This is a genomic window from Lacrimispora sp. 38-1 (assembly GCF_049890855.1).
In the GTDB taxonomy this organism is placed as follows: domain Bacteria; phylum Bacillota; class Clostridia; order Lachnospirales; family Lachnospiraceae; genus Lacrimispora.
Genome location: NZ_JBANEW010000055.1, coordinates 15,097 through 39,494, shown reverse-complemented (window position 1 = coordinate 39,494; position 24,398 = coordinate 15,097). Strand labels below are relative to the sequence as shown.

General features: G+C 44.6%; 19 protein-coding genes. 14 read left to right on the top strand and 5 right to left on the bottom strand.

The window, feature by feature from the left end; all coding sequences use genetic code 11:
• The first annotated feature begins 1 nt into the window (after window position 1).
• The 6 genes from V7D18_RS14255 to ftsH all read left to right on the top strand — a co-directional run bounded on the left by V7D18_RS14255 (window position 2) and on the right by ftsH (window position 6,914).
• On the top strand, window positions 2-643 hold the full coding sequence (locus tag V7D18_RS14255; RefSeq protein ID WP_426154983.1) for a precorrin-2 dehydrogenase/sirohydrochlorin ferrochelatase family protein: 642 nt from the start codon (window positions 2-4) through the stop codon (window positions 641-643).
• Window positions 633-1,532 carry a hydroxymethylbilane synthase gene (gene hemC, locus V7D18_RS14250; protein ID WP_426154982.1) on the top strand — a complete coding sequence of 300 codons (900 nt, stop codon included), beginning with the start codon at window positions 633-635 and terminating at the stop codon, window positions 1,530-1,532. The genes V7D18_RS14255 and hemC overlap by 11 nt, the downstream gene beginning before the upstream one ends.
• 18 nt (window positions 1,533-1,550) lie before the next feature.
• Window positions 1,551-3,068: a uroporphyrinogen-III C-methyltransferase gene (cobA, locus tag V7D18_RS14245; RefSeq protein WP_426154980.1), complete on the top strand. Its 1,518-nt coding sequence runs from the start codon at window positions 1,551-1,553 to the stop codon at window positions 3,066-3,068.
• Between the two features lie 6 nt (window positions 3,069-3,074).
• Window positions 3,075-4,349, top strand: a complete 1,275-nt coding sequence (gene hemL, locus V7D18_RS14240; protein WP_426154978.1) for a glutamate-1-semialdehyde 2,1-aminomutase — start codon at window positions 3,075-3,077, stop codon at window positions 4,347-4,349.
• Between the two features lie 173 nt (window positions 4,350-4,522).
• The gene (gene bilS / locus V7D18_RS14235) at window positions 4,523-5,065 is read left to right on the top strand and encodes a flavodoxin family protein BilS (protein ID WP_426154976.1); all 543 of its coding nucleotides are present in this window, start codon (window positions 4,523-4,525) and stop codon (window positions 5,063-5,065) included.
• Entirely contained in the window at window positions 5,049-6,914 is a 1,866-nt protein-coding gene (gene ftsH, locus V7D18_RS14230; RefSeq protein WP_426154974.1) for an ATP-dependent zinc metalloprotease FtsH, read from the top strand. The genes bilS and ftsH overlap by 17 nt, the downstream gene beginning before the upstream one ends.
• Before the next feature lie 92 nt (window positions 6,915-7,006).
• Here ftsH and V7D18_RS14225 read toward each other — a convergent pair whose 3' ends face one another.
• From V7D18_RS14225 to V7D18_RS14210, 4 genes are all read right to left on the bottom strand, one after another.
• The gene (locus tag V7D18_RS14225) at window positions 7,007-9,595 is read right to left on the bottom strand and encodes an ABC transporter permease (protein WP_426154972.1); all 2,589 of its coding nucleotides are present in this window, start codon (window positions 9,593-9,595) and stop codon (window positions 7,007-7,009) included.
• Window positions 9,592-10,278 carry an ABC transporter ATP-binding protein gene (locus V7D18_RS14220; protein WP_426154970.1) on the bottom strand — a complete coding sequence of 229 codons (687 nt, stop codon included), beginning with the start codon at window positions 10,276-10,278 and terminating at the stop codon, window positions 9,592-9,594. The genes V7D18_RS14225 and V7D18_RS14220 overlap by 4 nt, the downstream gene beginning before the upstream one ends.
• An 82-nt stretch (window positions 10,279-10,360) precedes the next feature.
• The gene (locus V7D18_RS14215; protein WP_426154968.1) at window positions 10,361-11,350 is read right to left on the bottom strand and encodes a sensor histidine kinase; all 990 of its coding nucleotides are present in this window, start codon (window positions 11,348-11,350) and stop codon (window positions 10,361-10,363) included.
• Entirely contained in the window at window positions 11,337-12,023 is a 687-nt protein-coding gene (locus V7D18_RS14210; protein ID WP_426154966.1) for a response regulator transcription factor, read from the bottom strand. The genes V7D18_RS14215 and V7D18_RS14210 overlap by 14 nt, the downstream gene beginning before the upstream one ends.
• A 168-nt stretch (window positions 12,024-12,191) precedes the next feature.
• On the opposite strand from V7D18_RS14210, the gene V7D18_RS14205 reads away from it, so the two are divergent.
• Both V7D18_RS14205 and V7D18_RS14200 read left to right on the top strand, forming a co-directional pair.
• A complete protein-coding gene (locus tag V7D18_RS14205) occupies window positions 12,192-12,809 on the top strand; it encodes an RNA polymerase sigma factor (RefSeq protein ID WP_426154965.1) in 618 nt (205 codons plus the stop codon).
• Window positions 12,802-13,575 (top strand): hypothetical protein, encoded by a 774-nt coding sequence (locus V7D18_RS14200; protein WP_426154964.1) that lies wholly within the window; start codon window positions 12,802-12,804, stop codon window positions 13,573-13,575. The genes V7D18_RS14205 and V7D18_RS14200 overlap by 8 nt, the downstream gene beginning before the upstream one ends.
• A 17-nt stretch (window positions 13,576-13,592) precedes the next feature.
• On the opposite strand, the gene V7D18_RS14195 is transcribed toward V7D18_RS14200, so the two are convergent.
• A complete protein-coding gene (locus V7D18_RS14195; RefSeq protein ID WP_426154962.1) occupies window positions 13,593-14,540 on the bottom strand; it encodes a helix-turn-helix domain-containing protein in 948 nt (315 codons plus the stop codon).
• 285 nt (window positions 14,541-14,825) lie between these two features.
• Between V7D18_RS14195 and V7D18_RS14190 the strand changes: the two genes are divergently transcribed.
• From V7D18_RS14190 to V7D18_RS14165, 6 genes are all read left to right on the top strand, one after another.
• Entirely contained in the window at window positions 14,826-15,782 is a 957-nt protein-coding gene (locus V7D18_RS14190; RefSeq protein ID WP_426154960.1) for an ABC transporter permease, read from the top strand.
• Window positions 15,783-15,795: 13 nt separating this feature from the next.
• Window positions 15,796-16,689 (top strand): carbohydrate ABC transporter permease, encoded by an 894-nt coding sequence (locus V7D18_RS14185; RefSeq protein WP_426154958.1) that lies wholly within the window; start codon window positions 15,796-15,798, stop codon window positions 16,687-16,689.
• Between the two features lie 33 nt (window positions 16,690-16,722).
• Window positions 16,723-18,396, top strand: coding sequence for an extracellular solute-binding protein (locus V7D18_RS14180; RefSeq protein ID WP_426154956.1), 1,674 nt, complete (start codon window positions 16,723-16,725; stop codon window positions 18,394-18,396).
• An 84-nt stretch (window positions 18,397-18,480) separates the two neighbouring features.
• On the top strand, window positions 18,481-19,716 hold the full coding sequence (locus V7D18_RS14175; RefSeq protein WP_426154954.1) for a rhamnogalacturonan acetylesterase: 1,236 nt from the start codon (window positions 18,481-18,483) through the stop codon (window positions 19,714-19,716).
• Window positions 19,713-21,869, top strand: a complete 2,157-nt coding sequence (gnpA, locus tag V7D18_RS14170; RefSeq protein WP_426154953.1) for a 1,3-beta-galactosyl-N-acetylhexosamine phosphorylase — start codon at window positions 19,713-19,715, stop codon at window positions 21,867-21,869. The genes V7D18_RS14175 and gnpA overlap by 4 nt, the downstream gene beginning before the upstream one ends.
• Window positions 21,870-22,011: 142 nt before the next feature.
• Window positions 22,012-24,171 (top strand): methyl-accepting chemotaxis protein, encoded by a 2,160-nt coding sequence (locus V7D18_RS14165; protein ID WP_426154951.1) that lies wholly within the window; start codon window positions 22,012-22,014, stop codon window positions 24,169-24,171.
• The last annotated feature ends 227 nt before the right edge of the window (window positions 24,172-24,398 follow it).

The following is a 24,398-nucleotide window of genomic DNA, read 5'->3' as shown; positions in this document are numbered from 1 at the left end:
AATGGCTTATTTTCCGTTTTTTGTAGAGCTTGAAGGGAAAAAGTGCCTGATTGCAGGCGGAGGAATGGTGGCTTACAGAAAGGCACTTGTATTAAAGGACTTCGGACCGGAAATTACCGTGGTTGCCGTGGAGATGATTCCAGAGATGGAACAGCTTGCTTCCCAATGTGAGAAAACCATGACTCTCATTAAGCGTGGGTTTGAAGACAGGGATATACAGGAGGCGGATTTTGTCATTGCCGCAACGTCAGATGAAGAACTGAACAGACACATATCTGTTTTTTGCAGGCGTCGGAAGATTCCTGTGAATGTGGTAGATGTACAGGAAGAATGCAGTTTTATTTTTCCGGCTTTGATTAAGGAGGAGGATATTGTGGTGGGAATATCCACGGGAGGCAGTTCTCCTACCATTGCCCAATACTTAAAAAAAAGATTTAAAGAAGCAATTCCCTCAGGATTTGGAATGCTCGCCAGCCAGCTTGGCACGTACCGGGAGCTGGTAAAGGAAAAGGTACCCTCCCTTCCGGTCAGAACTGAGATTTTTAAGACCATGGTAAAAGAGGGAATCAGGCAGGGAGGAGTATTTACCAGAGAGCAGGCCATAGAACTGATAGAAAGGAAACTTGGGGAACATGAACAGTGAAATAATACGCATAGGGACCAGAAAAAGTGCACTTGCCGTAGCCCAGACCCAGCTGGTTGCGGATGCTTTGATAAGAGTTTCTCCCGGGATTACAGCCCAGCTGGTGAAAAAGCAGACAGAAGGAGACCGGATACTCAATAAGCCGCTTTTGGAGTTTGGCGGAAAAGGTGTGTTTGTAACTGAGTTTGAAGATGCGCTCCTGCAGGGAGAGATTGATTTGGCTGTCCACAGCGCAAAGGATCTTCCCATGGATTTAAAGGAAGGCCTGGGAATTGTGGCGGTTCCTGAGCGTGAGGATCCGAGAGATGTGCTGATCACCTTAAAAGGCAGTGATTTAAATAAAAAAGATGAGATTATCATTGGTACTTCCAGCTTACGCAGAAGGATCCAGATCGAAGAGATCGGAAGCTTCTTATGGAAGGGGATTCCGGTCCGGTGTGAGAATTTAAGAGGTAATGTACAGACACGTTTAAAGCGTCTTTTGGAAGGGGATTTTGATGGAATTATCCTTGCAGCAGCAGGATTAAACCGTCTGGGCATTCAGTCAGACCCGGCCTTTGATTACCATTATTTTGACTGTGAGACCATGATTCCGGCTGGAGGACAGGGAATTCTTGCTGTAGAAGGAAGAGTGGGGATGGAGACCTGGCCCGGGATTTCGGCAATTGAGAATAAGGATGCCAGGTTATGCCTGACCCTGGAGCGGAAGATACTGAAGCTTTTAAATGCAGGCTGTCATGAACCGGTGGGAGTTTATTCCCGTATAAAAGAAGGGCAGATCGAGGTCTTTGGAATCAGCAGCAGAGAGGACCAGGTGAAAAAAATTCATCTTCAGGGAAAAACAGAGGAACTGGACAGTCTGGCAGAACAGGCGGCAAAGAGACTTTAATTGAAAATGGAGGATGTCATGAAGAAAAATGGAGTGGTATACTTAGTCGGTGCGGGACCAGGTGACCCCGGTCTCATTACCCGGAAAGGACTGGATCGGCTTGGAAGCTGCGATGCGCTGGTTTATGACTCCCTTGCTTCGGATTATTTTCTGGGTGAAGTGCCAGACCACTGCAGAAAGATTTATGTGGGGAAGCGGGCAGGGGCCCATTCCATGAAACAGGAGGAGATTAACCGCCTCTTAGTGGAACTGGCAGAGGAAGGCTTAAACGTGGTCCGTTTAAAAGGAGGAGATCCTTTTGTATTTGGACGGGGAGGAGAGGAGATTCTGGCACTTTCAGAAGCGGCAATCCCCTTTGAGGTGGTTCCCGGTGTGACTTCAGCGGTGGCAGCACTTTCCATGGCCGGGATTCCCGTGACTCACAGAGCTGTGAGCCGGAGTTTTCATGTAATGACAGGACATACACTTTCTGATAATGGGACACTTCCACCTGATTTTGATTCCTTTGCAAAGCTTTCCGGAACTCTGGTGTTTTTAATGGGTCTTTCCAATCTCTCTCTGATTGTCCATGGATTAATTAAAAATGGAAAGCCAGAGGATACACCGGCAGCCGTGATTGAAAATGGAACTCTTCCGGAACAGAGAACGGTGAGGGGAACTCTTGCAGATATTGAAAGCATGGCAGAACAGGCAGAGATTAAAAGTCCTGCAATTATTGTGGCAGGAGATGTGGCGGCTCTGGATTTTTCCTCTACGTTAAGTCTGCCGTTAAAGGGCTGCAGGATCGGCATTACCGGAACAGAGTCGTTTGCAGGAAGGCTTCGCCGGGAGCTTTTAAAATTTGGAGGAACGACTGACGATGTATTGACTTTATCCATGGAGTCCCACCGGTCCGGTGAGGCGATGAATGAAGCGTATAAAAGGCTTAAGTCCTACTCCTGGCTGGTATTTACCAGTGCCAATGCGGTGAGGGAATTTTTTACCGGGCTTTTTGAAGGCGGTTATGATTTGCGTTCACTGGGAACCATAAAGTTTGCGGCAATTGGGAAAGGAACGGGAGATGAACTGCTTAAATCCGGTTTTTATGCGGATTATATCCCTGACTGCTATCAGGTAAAGGATCTTGCAGAAGGATTAAAATCCCTGCTTACAAAAGAGGACCGTCTGCTCATACCAAGGTCTGGAGGCGGATCGCCGGAACTTAACCGGATCCTTGATGAAGCCGGGGTGTTTTATGATGATATTGTGCTTTATGATGTGGCGTATAAAAAAGGTGAACCGGAGAGTATGGAAAAGGTATTGGCTCCCCTTCATTATTTAACATTTGCAAGTGCTTCGGGTGTAGATGCATTTTTCCAGGGAGAAAGAGAGAAAGTACTTCCCTCTCTTGCTTCTTTAAAGGTGGTCTGCATCGGTGATATCACTGCAAAGGCACTTTACCGGTATGGAAGAGAAGCAGATTTAATTGCACCGGTATACAGTATTTCGGGGCTGACAGAAGTCATCTGTCAGGACTGGTGCAGGGAAAAGGAGTAAATTACGATGAACACAGAAGAGTCAAAAAAACTATTTGAAGAGTCCGGTAACTGTTTTCCAGGCGGGGTCAACAGCCCTGTGAGGGCCTTTGGCTCCGTAGGAGGAGTTCCTGTTTTTATTAAAAAAGCAGAAGGATCCCATATCTATGATGAAGATGGAAATGTATACATTGATTATGTAAATTCCTGGGGGCCCTGTATTCTGGGACATGCATATAAGCCTGTGGTAGAAGCAGTCAGAGAGGCCTGCCTTTCCGGTTTGTCCTATGGTGCACCTACAAGAAGAGAGCTGGAGCTTGGAAAGCTGATTACACAATGCATCCCCTCCATGGAAATGATGAGAATGGTAAGCTCGGGAACGGAAGCTGTGATGAGCGCCATTCGTGCAGCAAGGGGCTTTACGGGAAGAGATAAGATCATTAAATTTAAAGGATGCTATCACGGACATTCCGATGGACTTTTGGTAAAGGCAGGTTCCGGAGCCCTGACAGGCAGCGCGCCGGACAGCGCCGGTGTGCCTGCTTCCTATACCAGACACACGCTGTTAGCCGGTTACAATCAGGAAGATACAGTGGAAGAGCTGTTTCGTCAGTATCCCGGGGAGATCGCTGCGATTGTGGTGGAGCCTGTTGCAGCAAATATGGGACTGGTGGTTCCTAAACCAGGTTTTCTTGAATTTTTAAGAGACATTACAACCAGGCACGGAGCCCTTTTAATCTTTGACGAGGTGATTACAGGCTTTCGTATGGCGCTTGGGGGAGCTCAGGAATATTATAAGGTCAAACCTGATCTGACCACTCTTGGTAAAATTGCGGGAGGCGGCATGCCCATGGGGGTTTACGGCGGACGTAAAGAAATTATGGAAGTTGTATCGCCTCTTGGAAAGGTATATCAGGCAGGAACACTGTCGGGAAACCCCATTGCAGCTGCGGCAGGAATTGCAACTGTGAAAGCCCTGATGGAACGGCCGGATCTCTATTCCTCTCTGGAGAAAAAAGCGGATACACTGGTGCAGACTTTGAAAGAGGTACTTCCAAAGGCACAGGTTAACCAGGCGGGTTCCTTATTCAGCGTATTTTTTACGGAACATCCGGTGGTGGATTATGAATCGGCTTTAAAATCGGATACAGGGTTGTATGCAAAGTATTTTCATTATCTCCTTGAGCATGGAATATACACAGCGCCTTCTCAGTTTGAGATTCTGTTTTTATCAGCCGCTCATACTCAGGAAGATTTAGATGAGACTAAGAGAATTATGAAAGAAGCGGCGGCAAATTTATAACCGGAAATGCATGGAGGATGTTGCAGAAATTTATCTGCACCACCCTCTTTTTTTATTCTTATAAAAGAAGAAGTATAAATTCTAAAAGAATCATAAATTGTATTAACATTTACCGGAATCTATTGATAAATGCAAGGTTTTAGTATATTTTATTGATAGAGGAGGCGAAATATATGGACTATTTAGTTGTGTATACAAGTAAAACCGGAAACACTCAGAAGGTAGCCATGAAGATTTTCGAAGCGCTTCCGGGAAAATCGAAGGATATTGTTAATCTGGAGGAGTACCATGGAGAAGAAGCAGATACGTATTTTGTAGGATTCTGGAACAACAGGGGAATATGTACAACAGAAGTGATTGAATTCCTCTCCGACCTCCATGGCAAAAAGATTGCTTTGTTTGGTACCTGCGGAATATTTGAAAATAAAGAATATTTAAAGCAGGTAGAAAAGCAGGTTTCTGTTTTTCTGCCGGAAGATAATGAGTACCTGGGATGCTTTTTATGCGGAGGTAAGATGGGGCCTAAAGTGCTGGAGAAGTGCAGACAGATGCGGGCACAGCATGATACACCCCAGATCAGGGAGATGATAGCAGCCTATGAAGATGCCATGCTCCATCCCAATAAAGAAGATTTAGATCAGGCATGTGTGTTTACGGAATCGGTATTAAACCGGATTCAAAAGAAAAAGGAGGAGCGCGATGGGATTAAAAGATGATGGGAATTCTGGAAAGAACCATAAGAAACCATTTATTTATTATTACATGATTGTATTGATATTGATGATTTTATTCAATGCCATGGCTGTGCCGTGGCTCCAGTCGAAAGCAGTGACTGAGGTACCCTACAGCACATTCCTGGAGATGGTGGACCAGGGTAAGATTCAGGCAGTTGCCAAAACTGAAACGGAGATCCAGTTTAAATCCGATACAGGAAAAAAGGACTGGGAGGGTAAACCGGTTTACGCCGTTTACAAGACGGGGATCTGGCCGGATGAAACGCTGACAGAAAGGCTGATTGCCCACAACGTAGAATTTGAAAAGACCATTGTTCAGCAGATGTCTCCCCTGGTATCCATTCTTTTAACCTGGATTGTTCCTATACTGATTTTTGTATTTCTGGGTAACTTTTTATCCGGTCAGATGCAAAAGAGGATGGGCGGAAATACCATGTCTTTTGGTAAATCCAATCCGAAAATATATGCAGAATCTGAAACTGGAAAAAATTTCACTGATGTAGCCGGTCAGGAAGAAGCAAAGGAAGCATTAAAGGAGATCGTGGATTTCCTTCATAATCCTGGTAAATATGCCTCTATCGGAGCCTCCCTTCCCAAAGGAGCCCTGCTTGTGGGACCTCCAGGAACAGGTAAAACTCTTCTTGCCAAAGCAGTGGCAGGAGAAGCTCATGTCCCGTTTTTCTCCATATCCGGTTCCGAATTTGTAGAGATGTTTGTAGGTATGGGGGCTGCGAAAGTCCGTGATTTATTTAAACAGGCCAATGATAAAGCGCCCTGTATCGTATTTATTGATGAGATTGATACCATTGGAAAGAAGCGTGACGGAGGCGGATTTTCCGGCAATGACGAGCGGGAACAGACCCTTAATCAGCTTCTGGCTGAGATGGATGGATTTGACGGCAAAAAAGGAGTTGTGATTCTGGCTGCTACCAACCGCCCGGATTCCTTAGATAAAGCCCTTCTGCGCCCCGGCCGTTTTGACCGCCGGATACCCGTGGAACTGCCGGACTTAAACGGGCGCGAAGCCATTTTAAAAGTACATGGAAAAAATGTGAAGCTTTCCGATGATGTGGATTTTCATGGAATCGCCCTTGCCACCTCAGGTGCAAGCGGAGCGGAGTTAGCAAATATGATTAATGAAGCTGCACTAAGAGCTGTCCGCATGGGAAGGAAAACAGTGACTCAGACTGATCTGGAGGAAAGCGTGGAAGTGGTCATCGCCGGATATCAGAAAAAGGACGCCTCAGTCAATGTGGAAGAAAAGAAGATCATTGCATACCACGAGGTGGGACATGCGCTGGTTGCAGCTTCCCAGACACAATCCGCACCAGTTCATAAAATTACCATTATACCCAGAACCTCAGGAGCACTTGGATATACCATGCAGGTGGATGAAGAAGAACGCCATCTTCTGACCAGGGATGCGGCGCTCAATAAGATTGCTACATTTACCGGCGGAAGGGCAGCAGAGGAACTGATTTTTCAGACAGTCACCAGCGGTGCCTCCAACGATATTGAACAGGCCACAAGAATTGCAAGGGCCATGGTTACCCGTTACGGCATGACCGATGAATTTGATATGGTCGCACTTGAGACAGTGTCCAATCAGTATCTGGGCGGAGATACTTCCCTTGCCTGTTCCCCTGATACCGCAAAGCGGATTGATGAAGCGGTGATAGGAATTGTGCGGCAGCAGCACCAGAAGGCTTATGAAATTTTAAAGAACAATTTAAACAAGCTTCATGAAATCGCAGAGTATCTGTTGGAACGGGAGACCATTACCGGAGAAGAGTTTATGGAGATTTTTAAGAAAGAAGCGGGTAAGGCCTGATGGCTCCCATGATTGATCCGGTTTAACACAATAAAAAGAAGAATCAGAGACGGAACACCTTTGATTCTTCTTTTTTTGTCCCCTATAATCAATCAAGTCATATCATCCCGAAGTGCGTCAATGATATCTTCTTTTTTTATCTTGCGGGTGGCATACGTCATTGTAATAAATACAAGAAAGAACACACCAAATGTACTGACGGCCATACTGCCCCAGGGGAATAGAAAATCGAAATATTCCATCTTTTCTACGGATGCCAGTCCTTTGTAAATCAGCCATGAGATGATTCCCGCTAAGGGAAGCCCGAACAGCAGTGTCCTTATGCCATAAAAGATACACTCGAAATTCATCATCCGGTTAAAGGCACGTTCTGACATTCCAATGGAGCGGAGCATGGCCAGTTCCCGTCTGCGAAGCCTGATATTGGTGGAAATTGTGTTAAACACATTAGCGGCTGCAATCAGTGAAATCATAATGACGAAAACATAAGTAAATACATTAATAACAAAGGATATACTGCGGTACTGTTCCATTATCCCGTATACATTGTACAGGGTATATGCAGATGTAATGCCCAGGCTCTGAATCATTGCTTCCATTTCTGCTGCTGACTGGGTTGGATTCTTTGACCGGAATGCCAGGCCTGCATTTGCCTGAAGATTCTGGGTTTCAAATTTCTCTTTCATTGAATAAGGCACCACCATCATAAACAGATTCTGCCTGCCTGCGGAAGACTGCTTTGGGGGTGGATCCACCGGATAGGTATCCACAAATGTAATATCCGTGTTTTGTTCCTGTCCCATCGATGGCTGGTTATTTGCTTCGGGTGCGATACTGCAGCGAATGGAACGTTCACCAAACAGATCAAATACTTCCGGAGGTGCATCTTTTTGATCGACCTGTTGTTTGGCAATGGCAATCATTTTCCCGCCGGCTCCGGTATATTCTTCTGGCGGCAAGTTCAATTTTCTTATGAATTCCTGATACTCACTGTCAGGAATAAACTGGAGGTCCATTGACAGATCAATCGTTTCGCTGTCTGTTGTATCACCCGCATATTCCCGGTAACGGTCTGAAAGATCTTCTGTTTTAACTGTACAGAAATAGGGGAAAACCTCCTGGCAGGAGCTTTCATAGACTCCATCAGCGGTTTTCAGTTTGTCATAAAGGTAAAAAAGTTCGCTGTCGCCCATGTCTTCAGAGGAAAACAGGATATCATAGTCTATATTTACGATATACTGTTGTGAAAGCCGTTTTAATGCAGATCCAAAAGAATTTCCAGATACAAACAGAACCACACTTAAGATAAGGGACAGTACAATGCTGCGGTAGCGCTTCTTGTTTCGCTTAAAATTCTTAAGGGCAAGAGTTCCCTCCAAGCCATAAAAGCGCTGAGGAAATTTTGCTGTTTTTACGGCTTTTGATTCTGTTTTAATCTCATTGGTTTGCCGTATGCTTTCCATAACGGGGGTGTTTGCGGCTTTCCTGGCTGGTATATAGGCTGAAATCAAAATGGTAACCAGACTGACCGCAGCAGCGGCGGCGATGGCAGAGAATGATACTGACAAGGTCAAAGGTACAGTAATGTAGAGAATGTTTTTAAGTTTCCCTGCAACAATGGGAAGCAGGAGCCAGACGCTGCCGATACCGGTTATTACGCCAATGGGTATGCCGATGACACCAATGCAAAGTCCTTCAAACAATACTGAATTTCGCAGCTGCGTTGCAGTAGCGCCCACGGAGGAGAGAATTCCAAACTGGCGTATGCGTTCGTTCAGGGAGATGTTGAACGAATTATAAATCAGAAAAATGGAACCTGTCATTATGATCGCAACCAGTATTGCGCCAACTGTGTACAGTAACATGTGAAACAGATTGTTGTCCGAAATGCCCATGAGACTCAGTAAATAATCATTGAGGACGTAAGCAGACGAACCCGCTGTGCGCCCGGCGTAAGCCATGACCTGGTGCGGGTTTTTCAATGTGACAAACAGACTGAAGCTGTCTGCCTGATCTTTGCTGTCGGATTTTGTAATCAGAGTATATCCAGGTGCAGTATGTTCTTCAAATCCAGGTCTTTCACAGATTCCCACAACCTTGTAGGTTTTCTCTTCCTTTGGCACAATTGTTTCTTTCACAGATCCAGGGTATTCCCCCGACTGATAAGGATTGTGCTGATTAAGAGATTTGTTTCCTTCCACACGGTTTCCAACCAAAAGGGAAAGTGTATCGCCGACCTTGAACCGGACACCGCCTTTTGCTGCAACGTGGGCCGGGATGAGAATTTCACTGCTGTTTTCAGGAAGCCTGCCGGAAATCAGTTTTATGGGCAGAGTATGAAAGGCATCCTCGCCGAATCCGGCGATAAAGAGATAGGGCTTTTCGGGGCTCTTTGCTCCGTCAAGCACGGCATAGCCGATATTTTCAAAGGCTGCAGTATTTTTAACTCCCTTGTCGTGGGCCCGTTCCTGGATAAAAGAGGAATTTGCATCTAAAAACTCAACGTGCCATCCCCCGTGCTTTGCAATAGAAGCCCTTACAAGAAAATTTAAAAGGGAGGTGCCAAAGGCTGCGACTCCTGTAATCATGGCGGCAGATAAAACAACTCCGATTATCGTGACAATCGTTCTGGTACGGTTCTTCTTCATGCTCTGTAAGGTAACTTTGTTAAAAACATTCATGACTGCACCAGCCTCTCATCCCGCGTGACTCTGCCGTCTGATATGCCGATAATGCGATCTGCCTGCAGGGCTGTATTTTCATCATGAGTGACGAGAATAAGGGTCTGACCATATTTTTTATTGCTTTCTTTCAACAGCCTGATAATTTCATGTCCATTTCGGCTGTCAAGACTGCCGGTGGGTTCATCCGCAAGCATGACAGCCGGGGCGTTCATTAAAGCGCGTCCGATGGAAACCCGCTGCTGCTGACCGCCGGAAAGCTGATTGGGTAAGTGGGTTTTCCGGTCTTCAAGTCCCAGCATGTTAAGCAGATCATTCAGCCGCTCCTCATTGACTGCCCGTTTGTCCATCAGGACAGGGAGGGTGATGTTTTCCACCACGTTGAGAGTGGGGATGAGGTTATGAAACTGGTAAATCAGTCCGACCTGGCGCCTGCGGAAGATAGCCAGTTTTTCATTGTTTTGGGCGTATATATCCTGTCCGTCTAAATACACCTTTCCGCTTGTGGGCACGTCTACGCCCCCGATGATATGAAGCAATGTGGACTTGCCTGAGCCGGAGGAACCGATGACAGCAGTAAAACTACCTTTTTCGATTGTAAGAGAAACATGGTCAAGTGCGGTAACCTGGTTTTCGCCTTTTCCGTAGACCTTGCACAGATTTTCAATTTTCAAGAACTCCATTATGTGAGTCTCCTTTCTCATGGTTTACCCATATAATAGAACTTTTCACTTACATCCTGGTGACTTTCCGGTGAGAGATTCGTCACTTTGGGAAACGTATGGTAAAAACAGCGCCTCCCTCAGGGTGGTTTTTCGCGGTAATTGTCCCACCATGCCCTGTTATAATCATCTTGCAGAGAGAAAGTCCAATTCCGTATCCGGAGGTATCTGTTTTTTTTCCACGGTAAAACCGGTCAAACAGGCAGGGCAGATCTTCTTTTTTAAAACCTGTACCGCTGTCATGAATGGTAATCCCGGTAAACAGCGGGGTGTCTGAACATTTAATTTGAAGCCGTCCCATTTCGCCTGCACTTTCTATACAATTTTTAAAGATGTTCTGCAATGCCTCCGAAAGCCAGTTTTGGTCGCCCTTAATAAACAGCCCCTCCGGAACATCGATTTGAAGATCCATATTGTGAAGTTCCATTTGGATGAGAAATGGGCGGAGTGCAGAGCGGATCAGACTGTTTACCTCTGTCATCTCCTGCTTAAACTCCACAATGCCTGCGTCTAAGCGGGATAATTTTAACAGAGTGGTAATGAGCCAGTCCATTCGTACAAGCAATCCTTCCATTTCCCGCAAAAGTGCCTTCTTCTGGATTTCTTCCGGACTGTCTGCCAGCAATGTCAGAATGAGGTTTACGGATGTAAGCGGGGTTTTAAGCTGGTGGGCTATGTCAGCCAGTGAATCGGCAAGATGTTTCTTTTCTTTTTTTAACGCTTCATTCTGCTCCCGGATACGCAGCGTCATTTTCGCTATCTCGCTGTGCAGTATGGAAAGTTCTCCCTCGTCCGATTCGCCGATATAGAGATGATCGGCATTATGAAGTACAAGGTCAATCTGGGCTGAAATCCGGGCAAGGTTTTTATACCGGGCTCTGGTAAATGCAAAAAATGCTGTTCCAAAGGCAGCAGAAGAAGAGGCGGCAAGGATTCCCGCCAACCTGCTGATTGCAAATCCAAGAATAACTGTGATGACAGCCATTAAGGAGAACAAAATGGCAAACTGCCGAAACTCTCTATTCCGAAGCATGGCCGCCCCCCAATCGATACCCGGTCCCCCGGACGGTCACAATGATCCGTGGACTTGCAGGGTCGTCCTCTATCTTCAGCCGCAGACGTTTGATATACACGGTCAGTGTATTGTCATTGACATACTCGCCCGCAGCGTCCCACAATTCGTCAAGCAGCATTGCCCTTGTAATAATATGTTTGGGGTTGTTTAGAAACACCAGCAAAAGACGGTATTCCAATGCGGAAAGAAAAACTTCACAGCCGTTCTTTTTTACGATACCGCTCGATGTATCCACACGAAGCCCGCAAATCTCAAAATCCGATCCGGTACGCCCGCTTTTTCGAAGGGAGGTTCTGATACGTGCTATTAATTCCCGGGGGCGGAAAGGTTTTGTAATATAGTCATCTGCGCCCATATTTAACCCGGTAACCACACTGGCTTCATCGCCGGAAGCCGTCAGAAAGATAACCGGAATATCCTGGGTTTCTTTCATCTCTGAGCAGACAATCAAACCATTTCCATCAGGCAGAGAAATATCAATAAGTGCCAGGTCAGATTTATTCCCGCCAAGTAAGGCAAGAGCCTCCCCCTGGGAAGAGGCGTGGGTGACTGTAAAGCCTTCCGAGCTCAGCAAAAGCATTAGGTTTTTAGCGATTGCCTTATCGTCTTCAACTAATAATATACGCGGCATTCGTCTATCCTCCGATTTTTCGTTTTTTAACACCATTACGCCCTATTATATTTCTTTTGACTGGCAGATACAAGCCGAAGTATAATTTAAAAATAAAAAAATGAACCATTCAGGATTTTGATGACTCTTAGTATATAGATGCATCTAAAAAAGGAAAGGAAACAGGTTATGAACGAAGAAAAGAAGGCTTTGGTGGAACGCATGCTTGGCGGAAGCGAAGCTGCATTTGACGAGTTATACCGTTCCTGTTCCGGTAAGCTATACCGTATGGCGTATTTTATCACTGGCAACCGGTCTGACAGTGAGGACATCCTGCAGGAGACTTTTGTAAAATGCTTTCTTCACAGAGATAAATTAAGAGAACCGGAACGATTTGAACCATGGCTCTATCAGATTCTGGTGAGAACTGCCTGGCGGACTGAGAAAAGGAAGAAGAGCAGGTTTGAACTCTCGTTTGAAGGTATTCTGGATCAGGAGGAAGATCAGTGCAGAGCAGAGTGGATTGAGGAAGATGAAAGGGAAAAAGGACCGTTGGGAGCGGTTTTGGAGGCTGAAACTGCAGAACAGATCCGTGATGCGCTCAAAAGACTTGATGTAAAATACCGTACAGTGATTCTTTTGTATTACTACAATGAGTTAAGTACAAAGGAAATCGCCAGGGTAACCGGAACGATGGAGGGCACAGTGAAATCCCGCCTGTTTAAGGCAAGGAAACTGTTAAAGAGCCTTCTGGAAGCTGAAAACATCACAGAAGGGGAAAAGGAGAGGGGGATTTGCCATGGCTAGAACCTCAGAGAACGATTTTAAACGCTTCATAAAAACAGAACTGGATTCCATAACCCCGGATATGGACGAAGAACGGCGGCTACTGGAAATCCATAAAAAATTAAGCAAAAGGAGTAATTGTATGAAATTTAGAAGAAATAAATTGGCGGCAGCATTTACGGCAATGGTTATCATTACAGTATTAGGAACTGTTACTGCAGTTGCAGCAGGTAAAATCACAAGCTTTGTAAGTGGAACTGATAAAAATGTAAATACCTTAACGGAATTACGGGAATTATCAAAAGATCAGATGAAAGCATCTCCAAAGTTTCCCGACAAATTCACAAATGGCATGGCATTTGTGAAAGGCAATATTTCTCATGTAAAGGGAATGGATGAAGATAATAATCAGGTCATTACCTATTCAGAAGCATACGCTGATTATGGTGAGAATTCTCAGGTAGTACTGTCTAGCCATGTGCACCAGGATACAATTTCCGCAGAAAACCAGCCTGGTCAGAAAGAGGTTTATCAGGGTGTTGAATTGAATTCCGCTGAAATGCAGTATGTTTTCCTGCCGGAGGGGCAAGAGCCTTCTGAGGAAGATAAGAAACTTCAGGAAGAAGGAAAAATGATGATCAGCTATGGATCCGATCAGGAAGAACGCAAGCTGCTCAAATCAGTAAACTGGTCCGAGAATGGAATTGATTATCTTCTGTTTACATTTGAAAATGTTGAATTAAATTCTCTGACGGCTATGGCAAAGGAAGTAATAGATATAAAGTAAGCACAATGAACAGGCAGCTATTTTTTCTTCAAAACCTCCGCATACATCCAGCCATTGTATTTAAACAGCGACTGGTCCTTCAGGATAGACATCTGTTTTCGCCAGTCTTTGGGAGTTTCTCCCATAGTGGCGAGGAAATGCCGGTTAAAGCTTGAGATGGAGTGGAACCCCACCCGCTCGGAAATGTTTAAAACGGATTCTTCCGTCATGCGGAGTAAATCCGCTGCTTTTCTGATGCGGGTGGTATTTAAGTATTCCAAGGGGCGGTTACCCATGACAGAAGAAAACAGCCTTCTGAAATGGGCGGGGCTTAAGCTGCATAAAGCAGCAAGCTGTTCCATGGGAAAGTCTTCCATATAATGATACCGGATAAATTCCAGAGCCGGTGCAATGACCAGCGCATTTTCAGGTGTCTGGTCTTTTTTCTTGTGGTTTAAGGAAGCCGCTCTCATAAGATTGGCTGCCAGTGCCAGAAAAAGCCCCCGCACAGCAAGCTCATAACCAGGTTCTTTCTTTTTCAGCTCTTCTATTATTTCGGTGACAATGGAATAAATGACCGGATATTTTGTTTTTCCCATAATTAGGCTTAAATGATGTTCCAAAAAGGAGAAGAGTTCTACATTGTGAAGATCTGTACCAGAAAAGAATGGGTGGAGAAGTTCGCCCATATCTACGAATAAATAAGACCATTTGCTGTTGGTTCCAGGTGCGCTGTATGTGGTGTGGGGAATATCACAGGATACGGCAGTGACGTCTCCGGCATAAAAGGGGTAAGTGGTATCTTCAAATTTAATCGTTCCGCTGTCCGTCTCGCATACTCCGATTTCCAGGCAGTTATGGATATGGAGGCGCCCGGATGGAACATCGGAGATTCTCCAATGATCTCCAGTCAGAAGAAGAACTGGAAAGTGAGCTGGTAAATCATAATCTCTGAATTCAATAACAGTCTTTTTCTTTTTAGACATATATTCCTGATACCTCCTCATTTCACTTCTGTAATTATACATGATGTCTAATTCTTATTTCAATCACTAATAGATCAATAATTGCCTGGGTAATTAAAAAGAAAGCCATAAAACATTAAAATCCGCAGTATTGCTCGAAAAATGAGGAAAAAATGCTGTGACATTTCCATGTTCCGTAATAATAAATGATTGAAACTGCATAGTTTACAGGTTGTTTTGATTGGAAACTGAATTGTGCATTTTTTATAATATAGTTATGGATTATCGGGGAGATGGGAGGATATTATGGTTAAATCTGAAATAAGGTCAGCTCACAGTGAGAGAAAACAGAAAAACAGGAACCGGTTTATTCGTTATTTGCAGCGGGACTGGCAGCTTTACGTACTCATGGTTCTTCCCATGCTTTTTATTCTGATCTTTAAATTCCTGCCATACAGCGGACTGTCCATTGCATTTAAGGATTATAAGGTGGCTAAGGGGTATGCCGGTAGTGACTGGGTGGGATTTTCCATATTTCAAAAGGTTTTTGGCAAGAGGGATTTTGGTCAGGCATTAACTAATACTCTGTTGTTAAACATCCTGGATCTGGTTTTTGGTTTCCCAATGCCGGTCATTTTAGCTCTGATCCTGAATGAAATCAAGAACCGGTATTTTAAAAGTGTTATGCAGACACTTTTATATCTGCCTCATTTTTTGTCATGGGTCATTATCGGAGGAATCGGTTACTCCCTTTTTTCTGTCAGCAGCGGTGTGGTGAATGTTCTGATTCATAATGCCGGTCACAGTCCGGTTCCATTTCTTCAGGAGAATACCTGGTGGCTGATCAGCTATGTGCTTATCGGAGTCTGGCAGTCCATGGGGTGGGGAACCATTATCTATCTGGCTGCGATTACAGGCGTGAATTCTGAACTTTATGAGGCAGCAAGAGTGGATGGTGCCGGAAGGCTGAAACAGTGTATTCACGTAACACTTCCGTGTATACGAAGTACCATCGTAACACTGCTGATCATGAATCTGGGAAAGCTGATGGGAGGTTCTTTTGAACGGGTGTACGCCCTGGCCAATGCCAAGGCAACAGAATTTACCACTACCATTCCGGTTTTAGTCTACCGATGGGGAATTGAAAGCGGAAAATTCAGCGAAGCGACCGCACTGGGGCTGTTCCAGTCCGTGATTGGTCTGGCTCTTGTGGTTGGGGCTGATCTCATAGCCAAGAAGCTGGGTGAAGACGGTCTCATATAAGGAGGGGAAGACGATGAGCAAAAATCAGACCAGAGTGAGAAGAAAGGATTTTGTAACTGACTTATTTTTTCATGTTCTGCTCCTTGTGATATCTATGACATGCCTGATTCCGTTTATTCACATATTTGCCAAGTCGGTCAGCAGGGAAGCCTATGTCATAGCAAATAAGATCTTTCTGCTACCAAAAGGAATTAACTTTGATGCTTACAGAAAGGTTTTACAGGATGCATCCATTGTAAGATCCCTGTATGTATCCATAATTGTAACTGTTTCCTTCACGGCGATCGGGACGTTTCTTACCATAAGTGCCGCCTATGCCTTAAGCCGGGTTCAGCTGAAAGGCAGAAAAATCATGACTTTTTTAATCATGTTCACCATGTACTTCACTGCCGGTACCATACCGGATTATTTACTGATGAACAATCTGCATATGCTGGATACCTGGTGGTGTATGATCCTGCCTTTATCCTTTGCAGCCTATAATTTCCTGATTATGAAAAATAATTTCAAGGCTTCCATTCCTGACAGCCTGATTGAGTCCGCTTTAATAGACGGTGCCAGTCATTTTAAGATATTAAGTTATATTGTGGTACCGCTTTCCAAACCCATTATAGCAACGATTTCTTTGTTCTACGCTGTCGGCCGCTGGAATGCATATTCAGACGCACTGTTTTACATCAAGCAGCGGGTGGATTTACGTCCGCTGCAGCTGAAGCTTTATTATCTGGTGGTAGCTGCCAGCGAATCCTTTAAGGCAGAGGGAGGAAATGCGGCAGGACAGATCACAAATCCGGAGGTGTTAAAGGCTTCCTGCATTATTTTTGCAACACTGCCCATTATCTGCATCTATCCCTTTATACAAAGATATTTTGTGCAGGGAACCATGATAGGTGCAGTAAAAGGCTGATGATATTGGAATGAAAAGAGAAGGAGGATATTTATGAGGAAAAGGATGAGTTGGAAAAGGGCAGCAGCGTGGGGGACAGCTTTTGCAATGGCCGCCGGGCTGATGTCCGGATGCAGCGCAAAAAAAGAGGTATCTGCGCCGACTGAAGAAAGTAAGAAAGAAGAAACCAGCCAGGCAGCAGAAACCGGAACAAAAGCGGAGGGTAAAAGTTACACGGATTATTCCAAGGGCTTTCCGGAAAATGTAACCATCAAGATCCCTGTGTATGACAGGGGCTTTGAAGGCTGGGATCCGGTGAATAATTATTACACCCGCTGGATTCAAAAGGAATTTGGGGATAAATACAATGTGACTGTCCAGTATGTGGCAATCAACAGGCAGAATGAGATCGCAGATTACATGCAGATGATTGCAGCCGGCAATGCGCCTGATATCATTTTCCATTACGACATGCCTCAGGCGGTGAACTACAATTCTGAGGGCGCCATGCAGGAGCTGGATCCTGATGAAATAAAGTATTATGCACCGGATTATTATAAAAATGCGGAAAAAATCATAAATCAGTACGGAAAACTGGATGGGAAAAACACCTTCTTTTTTGCACAGCGAAATCCCATCTATTACAACTGGGTGACCCTCATTCGACAGGACTGGCTGGATAAGGTGGGAAAAGAAAAACCGGCCACAAGAGAGGAACTTCAGGATGCAGCAAAAGCGTGGAAGGAAGCTGGGCTTGGCAAGCTGGGAGCGCAGATTATAAATAAAAGCTATACCTATGAGTATCCCTTTATCGGCTCCTCACCGGATAAAAAGGATTTAAACCTTTATCTGGATCTCAATGCAGCACCCCTTACCTGGAGCGCTACAAAAGCCTACTTAAAAACCATGAACCAGGAATTCAATGATGGAATTCTTGATCCGGAATTTTATTTAAATGCAGATGATGCTGCATGGAAAGCCGACTTTGTTGCCGGAAATGTGGGCACCTATTCCTTTTATATCTCTGCAAACACGGATGTAATAAACAGCTTAAAGGCAAATGACCCAAAGGCCGAGGTTTCTGTTTTAAGTCCCACTGCGCAGTCACCAAAAGATGGTCACCCATACTACTATAAATACCCGCCCTATGGAATGGTCATGGGAATCAACTCAAAGACAGATGAAAAGCAAAGAGCGGCAGTCTGGATGTTTTTAAACTGGATGTCACAGCCTGAGAATCTGTTTTATTTACAAAACGGAGCGGAGGGAGTTAATTATACTCTTGATTCCGACAAAATCGCAGTACCTGTCAAGGATTTCAAAGGAGAATCCAGGCTGTCCAATAATAATAACAAAGATTACTGGTGTCTGGTTACGGAAATGGCCGATTACGGTGATGATGCTAAAAATTTAAAGGCCAATATCAGGACGCTGGCTCCAGCCGGATATGAGGATTTGGTCAAACAATCCTATGATTACACAAAAGAAGTGGAGCAGTATGGACTGGTCAGCCCTGTTTTCACCAAGAGTGTTGAGGCAACCGGAGAGTATGCAGCAGATTTAACAGCCATGTGGCAGGAGTTTTATGTAGATATGATTACATGTAAACCAGAGGAGCTGGATGCGAAGTATGATAAGTATTGTAAGGAATATTTAGACAACGGATATCAGGAGATTCTGGATGAAAAACAGAAACTGATCGATTCCGGAGATTTTATTGCTCAATAAGAACACGGGGCTGTTGCAGATCTGGCATCAGCCCTTTCTTAAAAGCAGGTAATCCATTCTAATGTAGAAAAAAGGGAGTATTTCATGACAAAATATGTTTTTTATCAGACAGAGGCTGTGAAGGAAAAGGAAATCAATGTGAAACCATCCCGGTATTATGAATCCGGCAAAGGCTATGGCTTTTTCACGGAGAAGTCTCATAAGTCGTCCCATACGTGCAGCCTGCCGGAACTGAATACCGGCTTCATTCCCGGTCCTGAGTTTCAGCAGGAGATAACAGTAAGGCAGGATGACCGGGGCTGTTATGTGGAGTCTAAGTCCATGTTAATTCCCTTATCCTTTCAGGCGGATATAGGGGACCAGGGAAATTACCTCATGACCATTACTCTTTATGCAAAGGAAGAAGAGAAAGAGGTCCTTTTATTTGCCGGAAGGAGGCAGTTGGTCTGGCGGGGGAGTTTAAGGGCCCAGGAAGAATGGAGCGGATCTTTTCCAGTCTCCGTCAGCGATTTTATACCAAGAGGAGAGACCAGGCGTTTCTGGGATGAGTCAGTTAAAGTAACAGTAATCAGCCGCTCGGTCCGTTTAAAAACGCTTACTATTGAAAAATGGAAAGGGAAAACTTTGTATCTTTCCTGTGATTCTACGGTGACGGATCAGAATGCCCAATATCCTTATAATCCTTCAGAGAGCTATGGGGGATGGGGTCAGATGCTTCCTGCCTTTTTAAACGGTAATTTTGCAGTTTCCAATCATGCCCATTCCGGCCTGACCACAGAAAGCTTCCGGTCAGAGGGGCATTATGAAATTCTCATGGAACAAATCAGTGACGGAGATGTCTGTTTGTTTCAGTTTGGCCATAATGACCAGAAAGTTGATCACTTAAAAGCAGAGGAAGGCTACCGGAATAACCTGATTCAGTATATTTTAGAAATACGGGATAAAGGAGCCATTCCCGTATTGGTCACGCCACTGGCCAGAAACAGCTGGCTGGAACATGGTAAAATCTATCATGATCTTTTAAAAGAATATGCGTGGGAGGTTATGAAACTTTCAGAAAGCATGGGGGTTCCTGTTGTGGATCTGCATGAAATGAGTATGGAGTTTTTAAAAGAGCATGGACTTAAGGAGTCCGGGCTCTGGTTTTATCCCTCCGATTATACTCATACCAATGATTATGGCGCATGGAAGATGGCTGGCTTTGTATGGAAAGGCCTGTCCGATGCCGGTGTGATATTACCGGACAGGAAGGAGGCTCCTGAATGGGAACCTCCAAAAGAGAATGTCCGGCTATCAATAGATAAAGGAGAACATTTATGAGAGTGACAGAAAAAGGAAGTTTTACCCTTCCAGGAGAATCCGGCTATGAGGAACTGACCCTGCAGCTTGCCAGACGCTGGGGAGCAGATATGATACGAGACAGTGACGGAACCGAACTGTCTGATGAGCTGACAAATGCGGGATACGGAATTTATTCCACCATATGCCTGATCAGAGACCACAATGAATGGGCGAAAGCCCATCCGGAGCAGCTTCAGCAGACATTTTTGGTTACAGAACCCAGAACAGGAACAGAGGGACACTTAAGTATTCCTTTGATGGAAGACTTTTATAAGGACCAGTTTTGTGTCAATGAAAGTCCCGAATCCATAAAATACTGGCAGGTTTATGACCGAACGGCCAATCGGGAGATATCCCCTTCCTCCTGGACCTATGATTCCAAAGTCCAGTCAGTAACAATTATGGAAATCTGTCCCTTTCATGAGTATACTGTGAATTTTCTGGCTTACCGGATATGGGAAGAGATCTCCATGTATAATCATGTCACCAATCACTGGGAAAAGGAGCACTTAATGCCTCTGGATCCAAGGCATGAGGAGACGAGAAACTATTTATACAGCTGGCTTAAGACCTGGTGCGAGGAGCACACGACCACAACTGTGGTACGATTTACTTCTCTTTTTTATAATTTTGTGTGGATGTGGGGAAGCAGTGAACGAAAACGGAATCTGTTCAGTGACTGGGGCTCGTATGATTTTACTGTTAGCCCGGCAGCGCTTGAAGAGTTTGAAACGGAATATGGATACTGCCTTGTATCCGAGGATTTTATTAACCAGGGGAAGTTTCACGTAACACACATGCCGCCCGGCAGACGCCAGCTTGATTATATGGCATTTATAAACCGTTTTGTGGTGGATTATGGAAAACAGCTGGTAGAACTGGTTCACAGTTTTGGGAAAAAGGCCAGCGTGTTTTATGATGACAGCTGGATCGGTCTGGAGCCGTATCACAGCAGCTTTAAAGAGTTTGGTTTCGATGGGATTATCAAATGTGTATTTTCCGGCTATGAGGCCCGCCTTTGTGCAGGTGTGCCGGTAAAAACCCATGAATTAAGACTTCATCCCTATCTGTTTCCAGTGGGGTTAAACGGAACCCCCACATTTGCTCCGGGAGGAAATCCCACAAAGGATGCGCTGGAATACTGGAACAGAGTCCGGCGTGCAATTCTCCGCCAGAAGATTGACCGGATCGGTCTTGGCGGTTATCTCCACCTGGTAGAGGAGTATCCCGATTTTTGCAGCTGTATAGAAACTATTGCCGGTGAATTCCGTCAGATTAAGGAACTGCATGAACATGGTGAGGTATATACACTTCCCATAAAGGCAGCGGTTGTCCATGCATGGGGAAGGTTAAGATCATGGACCTTATCCGGACATTTCCATGAAACGTATATGCATGATCTGATTCATATAAACGAAGCTTTATCCGGGCTTCCTGTGCAGGTAGAGTTTTTAAGCTTTGAAGATATTAAAAACGGGTCTTTAAATCATGTGGATGTTCTTATAAATGCAGGTGCGTCCGGTACAGCCTGGAGCGGAGGAGATGGATGGAAAGACGATGGCATTTTAGAAGAAACGGTCCGCTTTGTCCACAGGGGAGGGATTTTCATCGGAGTTAATGAACCCTCTGCAGCAGACGGCTATCATACTTTTTTCCGTATGGCACAGGTACTGGGAATTGACCAGGATACAGGTGCTAAAGTATGCCATGGGCGCATGGAATACAAGACAGAATCCATCCCCGGGGTGATTCCGGAGGGAGCACGTATAAAAGGGAAAAAAGGATTATACTTAACAGACCGGAAAACCTCTGTCCTGTCTGAGGAAGACCAGGTGCCGGCAATCACTTATCACGAATTTGGAACAGGAGCCGGAATCTATTTAAGCAGCTTTCAGTTTTCCAATGCCAATACAAGAATGCTGATGAATCTCATGCTTTACAGCAGAAAAATGAGCCTGAAACAGAAGTACTTAACGGATAATCCGGAAACGGAATGTGCGTGGTATCCGGATTGCCGGACACTTGTAGTCATTAATAACAGCGGAAATCCCCAGACTGCCGTCATAGAAACTGACTTTTCCATGGTAAGAGCTGAACTGGCCCCCTATGAAACCGTATTTAAAAAACTATAATGCCGTGTAAACCAGATGAAATAACAGGTTGAAAATAATTGGTCAATTGTTATGAAAAATAACAAAAAAACATTACAATTGTTGTATAAATATGGTATAATCTGGTTGACATACAGACATGCTGCGGAAGGGGGACTACGCGATGATGTGGAAGCGATTAGGAAAGTTAAAAAAAACAAGGTTGAAGAACAGGGGAAAATTCACCCATCTTTCAACCAGGATTGCATGCATGGCGGGGATCATGCTGGTGGTAGTATTTGGTATATTAATTGGTATTACATCCAGAATGACAAAACGTGCGATGCAGCAGTCGGCTTTCGGGGAACTAAAAACGCTTGCATCAGAAAATGGTAAAGATATTCAGCAGATTTTTGACACGGCACAACAGGTGTCAAACCGGATCACTTATTATCTGGAAAATTCATCTGAAAACAGAAAACTGATGCTGGATCTTAGAATCAAGGCGGGTAATACGGCAGAGCCGTTTTATAAAAGCCGGATATCTGACAAGGTAACACTGGATACAAATGGTATGAGAATCGAGGATTATATGATTTCAACCATTCGGGCTTCTGTTATGTATTCTGAGGACATTAAGGGAGTCAGTATTCTGTTCGAGCAGTATGGTTTGAGTTCTGCAGCCAGAAGCTACGGCATTTACTCAAGCCAGGATGGAACCGTTACAAGCTGCGGTAATTATGAAGATTACTCCGCAAAAGATTATTATCAGAAGGCTCTTGAGACCGGAGCGCGGGTTATTACAGAACCCTATGAATCAAATGGTGAGATGATCATTACCATGGCAGTGCCGGTAATTGTCAATTCCAGAACACTCTGCGTAGTTTCTGTTGATGTGGGACTGGACCGGTTCAGCCAGGTAAAAACTGCAGCGTCCTATCCCAGTATGTTTACCTTCATTCTTAATGATGCCGGAACAATCATATCGGAAAGTACAGGAAAAGGGCTTGCCGGAACCAATGTTTCCGATTACGTAAGTGCCCAGTCCTGTAAGGATGGGATAAAAGCCGGTACTGCAACCGGAGAGGCATTTCATGTAATTGATGGGAACAGTAAAGGAGAAGTGTATTACTTTTTTGAACCGATTCAGTTAAATGGTTCTGTCTGGTATTCGGTTACTGCGGTGAATGCCGGCGATATGAACCGGGAAGCGGAACGAATGGCTACTCTGATGACAGTCATATCAGTAGCAGCCATGATCATGATCCTGTTTATGATCACTGTCGTTATTAAAAAGCAGTTAAAACCATTACATAAATTATCGGCAGCAGCTGAGCAGATCGCAGATGGTAATTTAAGCGGGTTCTCCGGAGTGGATTCCGGAGACGAGATCGGTCAGACGGCGAAATCCTTTGAACGGATGTCGTCTAATTTAAAAACAATTATAGACCGGATTTCCCTGGCACTTCATGAGATCGCAGATAATCATCTGGATTTGGATGCAGATATGGGTCTTTCCGGAGATTTCTATAAACTGGAAGAGGCCGTTAAAAAAATTACTCTTAATTTAAATGCAGTTATGTATGAAGTAAATCAGTCGGCTGGTCAGGTAGCGGCAAGTTCAGGCCAGGTGGCTGAAGGGTCCAAGGCTTTGGCGGATGGGGCGGATACTCAGGAGAAAACCATTGAGCTGCTGTCTGACTCCGTTAATCATGTTTCAGGGAATATTAAGAAGCTGGCAGAAAAAGCAGGAGATGTTTCTGCACAGGTTCAGCAGACCGGAACAGAAGTGGTAAACTGCGACATGTCCATGCAGAATTTATCAAAGGCAATGGATGAGATACGTGTTTCCTCCGGTGAAATCGAAAAGATTATTAAGGTAATAGAAGATATTGCATTCCAGACTAATATTCTGGCTTTGAATGCAGCCATTGAAGCCGCCAGAGCCGGAGAATTTGGAAAGGGCTTTGCAGTGGTTGCGGGTGAAGTGAGAAACCTGGCTGCTAAAAGTTCAGAGGCGGCGAAGAATACAACGGATTTGATCCAGAGCTCCATATCAGCCGTTGAGAATGGAAACAGCCTTCTGGATGAAACGGTTCAGTCCATGATGAAGGTATTAGAGGACTCGGCCATGGCAGTAGAAGCGGTAGATTCCATTTCTGCAGCAGCGGGAAAAGAAGCCAGAGCGGTGGAAGAGATAACAAAGGAACTTGACCGGATATCCCTGGCTGTCCGCAACAATTCCGCTACAGCAGAAGAAAGTGCGGTTTCCAGTCAGGAGCTTTCCAGACAGGCCCAGCTGTTGCGTGAACTGGTGGAACGGTTCCGTTTAAAAACACAATAGGGGAGATACGCAGAGTGACGGTTTTTATATCACTCTGCGTATCTCTTTTTTCGACAGAAAATTTCAATTATTGTATTAATATAATGAAAAATATATTCTGTTTTAATTAAAATAAAGTATATAAATTCTAAATAAATAGCGACAATTTAAGAGTTGACAATTTAATTAAAAAATAAATAAAAATATATTGACAAATACAGGGCTATACGCTATAATTATGACATAAC

Excerpts from the sequence above, each read along its gene's own strand:
- V7D18_RS14255 (WP_426154983.1), top strand. The coding sequence starts at position 2 with ATGGCTTATTTTCCGTTTTTTGTAGAGCTTGAAGGGAAAAAGTGCCTG.
- hemC (WP_426154982.1), top strand. The coding sequence starts at position 633 with ATGAACAGTGAAATAATACGCATAGGGACCAGAAAAAGTGCACTTGCC.
- cobA (WP_426154980.1), top strand. The coding sequence starts at position 1,551 with ATGAAGAAAAATGGAGTGGTATACTTAGTCGGTGCGGGACCAGGTGAC.
- hemL (WP_426154978.1), top strand. The coding sequence starts at position 3,075 with ATGAACACAGAAGAGTCAAAAAAACTATTTGAAGAGTCCGGTAACTGT.
- bilS (WP_426154976.1), top strand. The coding sequence starts at position 4,523 with ATGGACTATTTAGTTGTGTATACAAGTAAAACCGGAAACACTCAGAAG.
- ftsH (WP_426154974.1), top strand. The coding sequence starts at position 5,049 with ATGGGATTAAAAGATGATGGGAATTCTGGAAAGAACCATAAGAAACCA.
- V7D18_RS14225 (WP_426154972.1), bottom strand. The coding sequence starts at position 9,595 with ATGAATGTTTTTAACAAAGTTACCTTACAGAGCATGAAGAAGAACCGT.
- V7D18_RS14220 (WP_426154970.1), bottom strand. The coding sequence starts at position 10,278 with ATGGAGTTCTTGAAAATTGAAAATCTGTGCAAGGTCTACGGAAAAGGC.
- V7D18_RS14215 (WP_426154968.1), bottom strand. The coding sequence starts at position 11,350 with ATGCTTCGGAATAGAGAGTTTCGGCAGTTTGCCATTTTGTTCTCCTTA.
- V7D18_RS14210 (WP_426154966.1), bottom strand. The coding sequence starts at position 12,023 with ATGCCGCGTATATTATTAGTTGAAGACGATAAGGCAATCGCTAAAAAC.
- V7D18_RS14205 (WP_426154965.1), top strand. The coding sequence starts at position 12,192 with ATGAACGAAGAAAAGAAGGCTTTGGTGGAACGCATGCTTGGCGGAAGC.
- V7D18_RS14200 (WP_426154964.1), top strand. The coding sequence starts at position 12,802 with ATGGCTAGAACCTCAGAGAACGATTTTAAACGCTTCATAAAAACAGAA.
- V7D18_RS14195 (WP_426154962.1), bottom strand. The coding sequence starts at position 14,540 with ATGTCTAAAAAGAAAAAGACTGTTATTGAATTCAGAGATTATGATTTA.
- V7D18_RS14190 (WP_426154960.1), top strand. The coding sequence starts at position 14,826 with ATGGTTAAATCTGAAATAAGGTCAGCTCACAGTGAGAGAAAACAGAAA.
- V7D18_RS14185 (WP_426154958.1), top strand. The coding sequence starts at position 15,796 with ATGAGCAAAAATCAGACCAGAGTGAGAAGAAAGGATTTTGTAACTGAC.
- V7D18_RS14180 (WP_426154956.1), top strand. The coding sequence starts at position 16,723 with ATGAGGAAAAGGATGAGTTGGAAAAGGGCAGCAGCGTGGGGGACAGCT.
- V7D18_RS14175 (WP_426154954.1), top strand. The coding sequence starts at position 18,481 with ATGACAAAATATGTTTTTTATCAGACAGAGGCTGTGAAGGAAAAGGAA.
- gnpA (WP_426154953.1), top strand. The coding sequence starts at position 19,713 with ATGAGAGTGACAGAAAAAGGAAGTTTTACCCTTCCAGGAGAATCCGGC.
- V7D18_RS14165 (WP_426154951.1), top strand. The coding sequence starts at position 22,012 with ATGATGTGGAAGCGATTAGGAAAGTTAAAAAAAACAAGGTTGAAGAAC.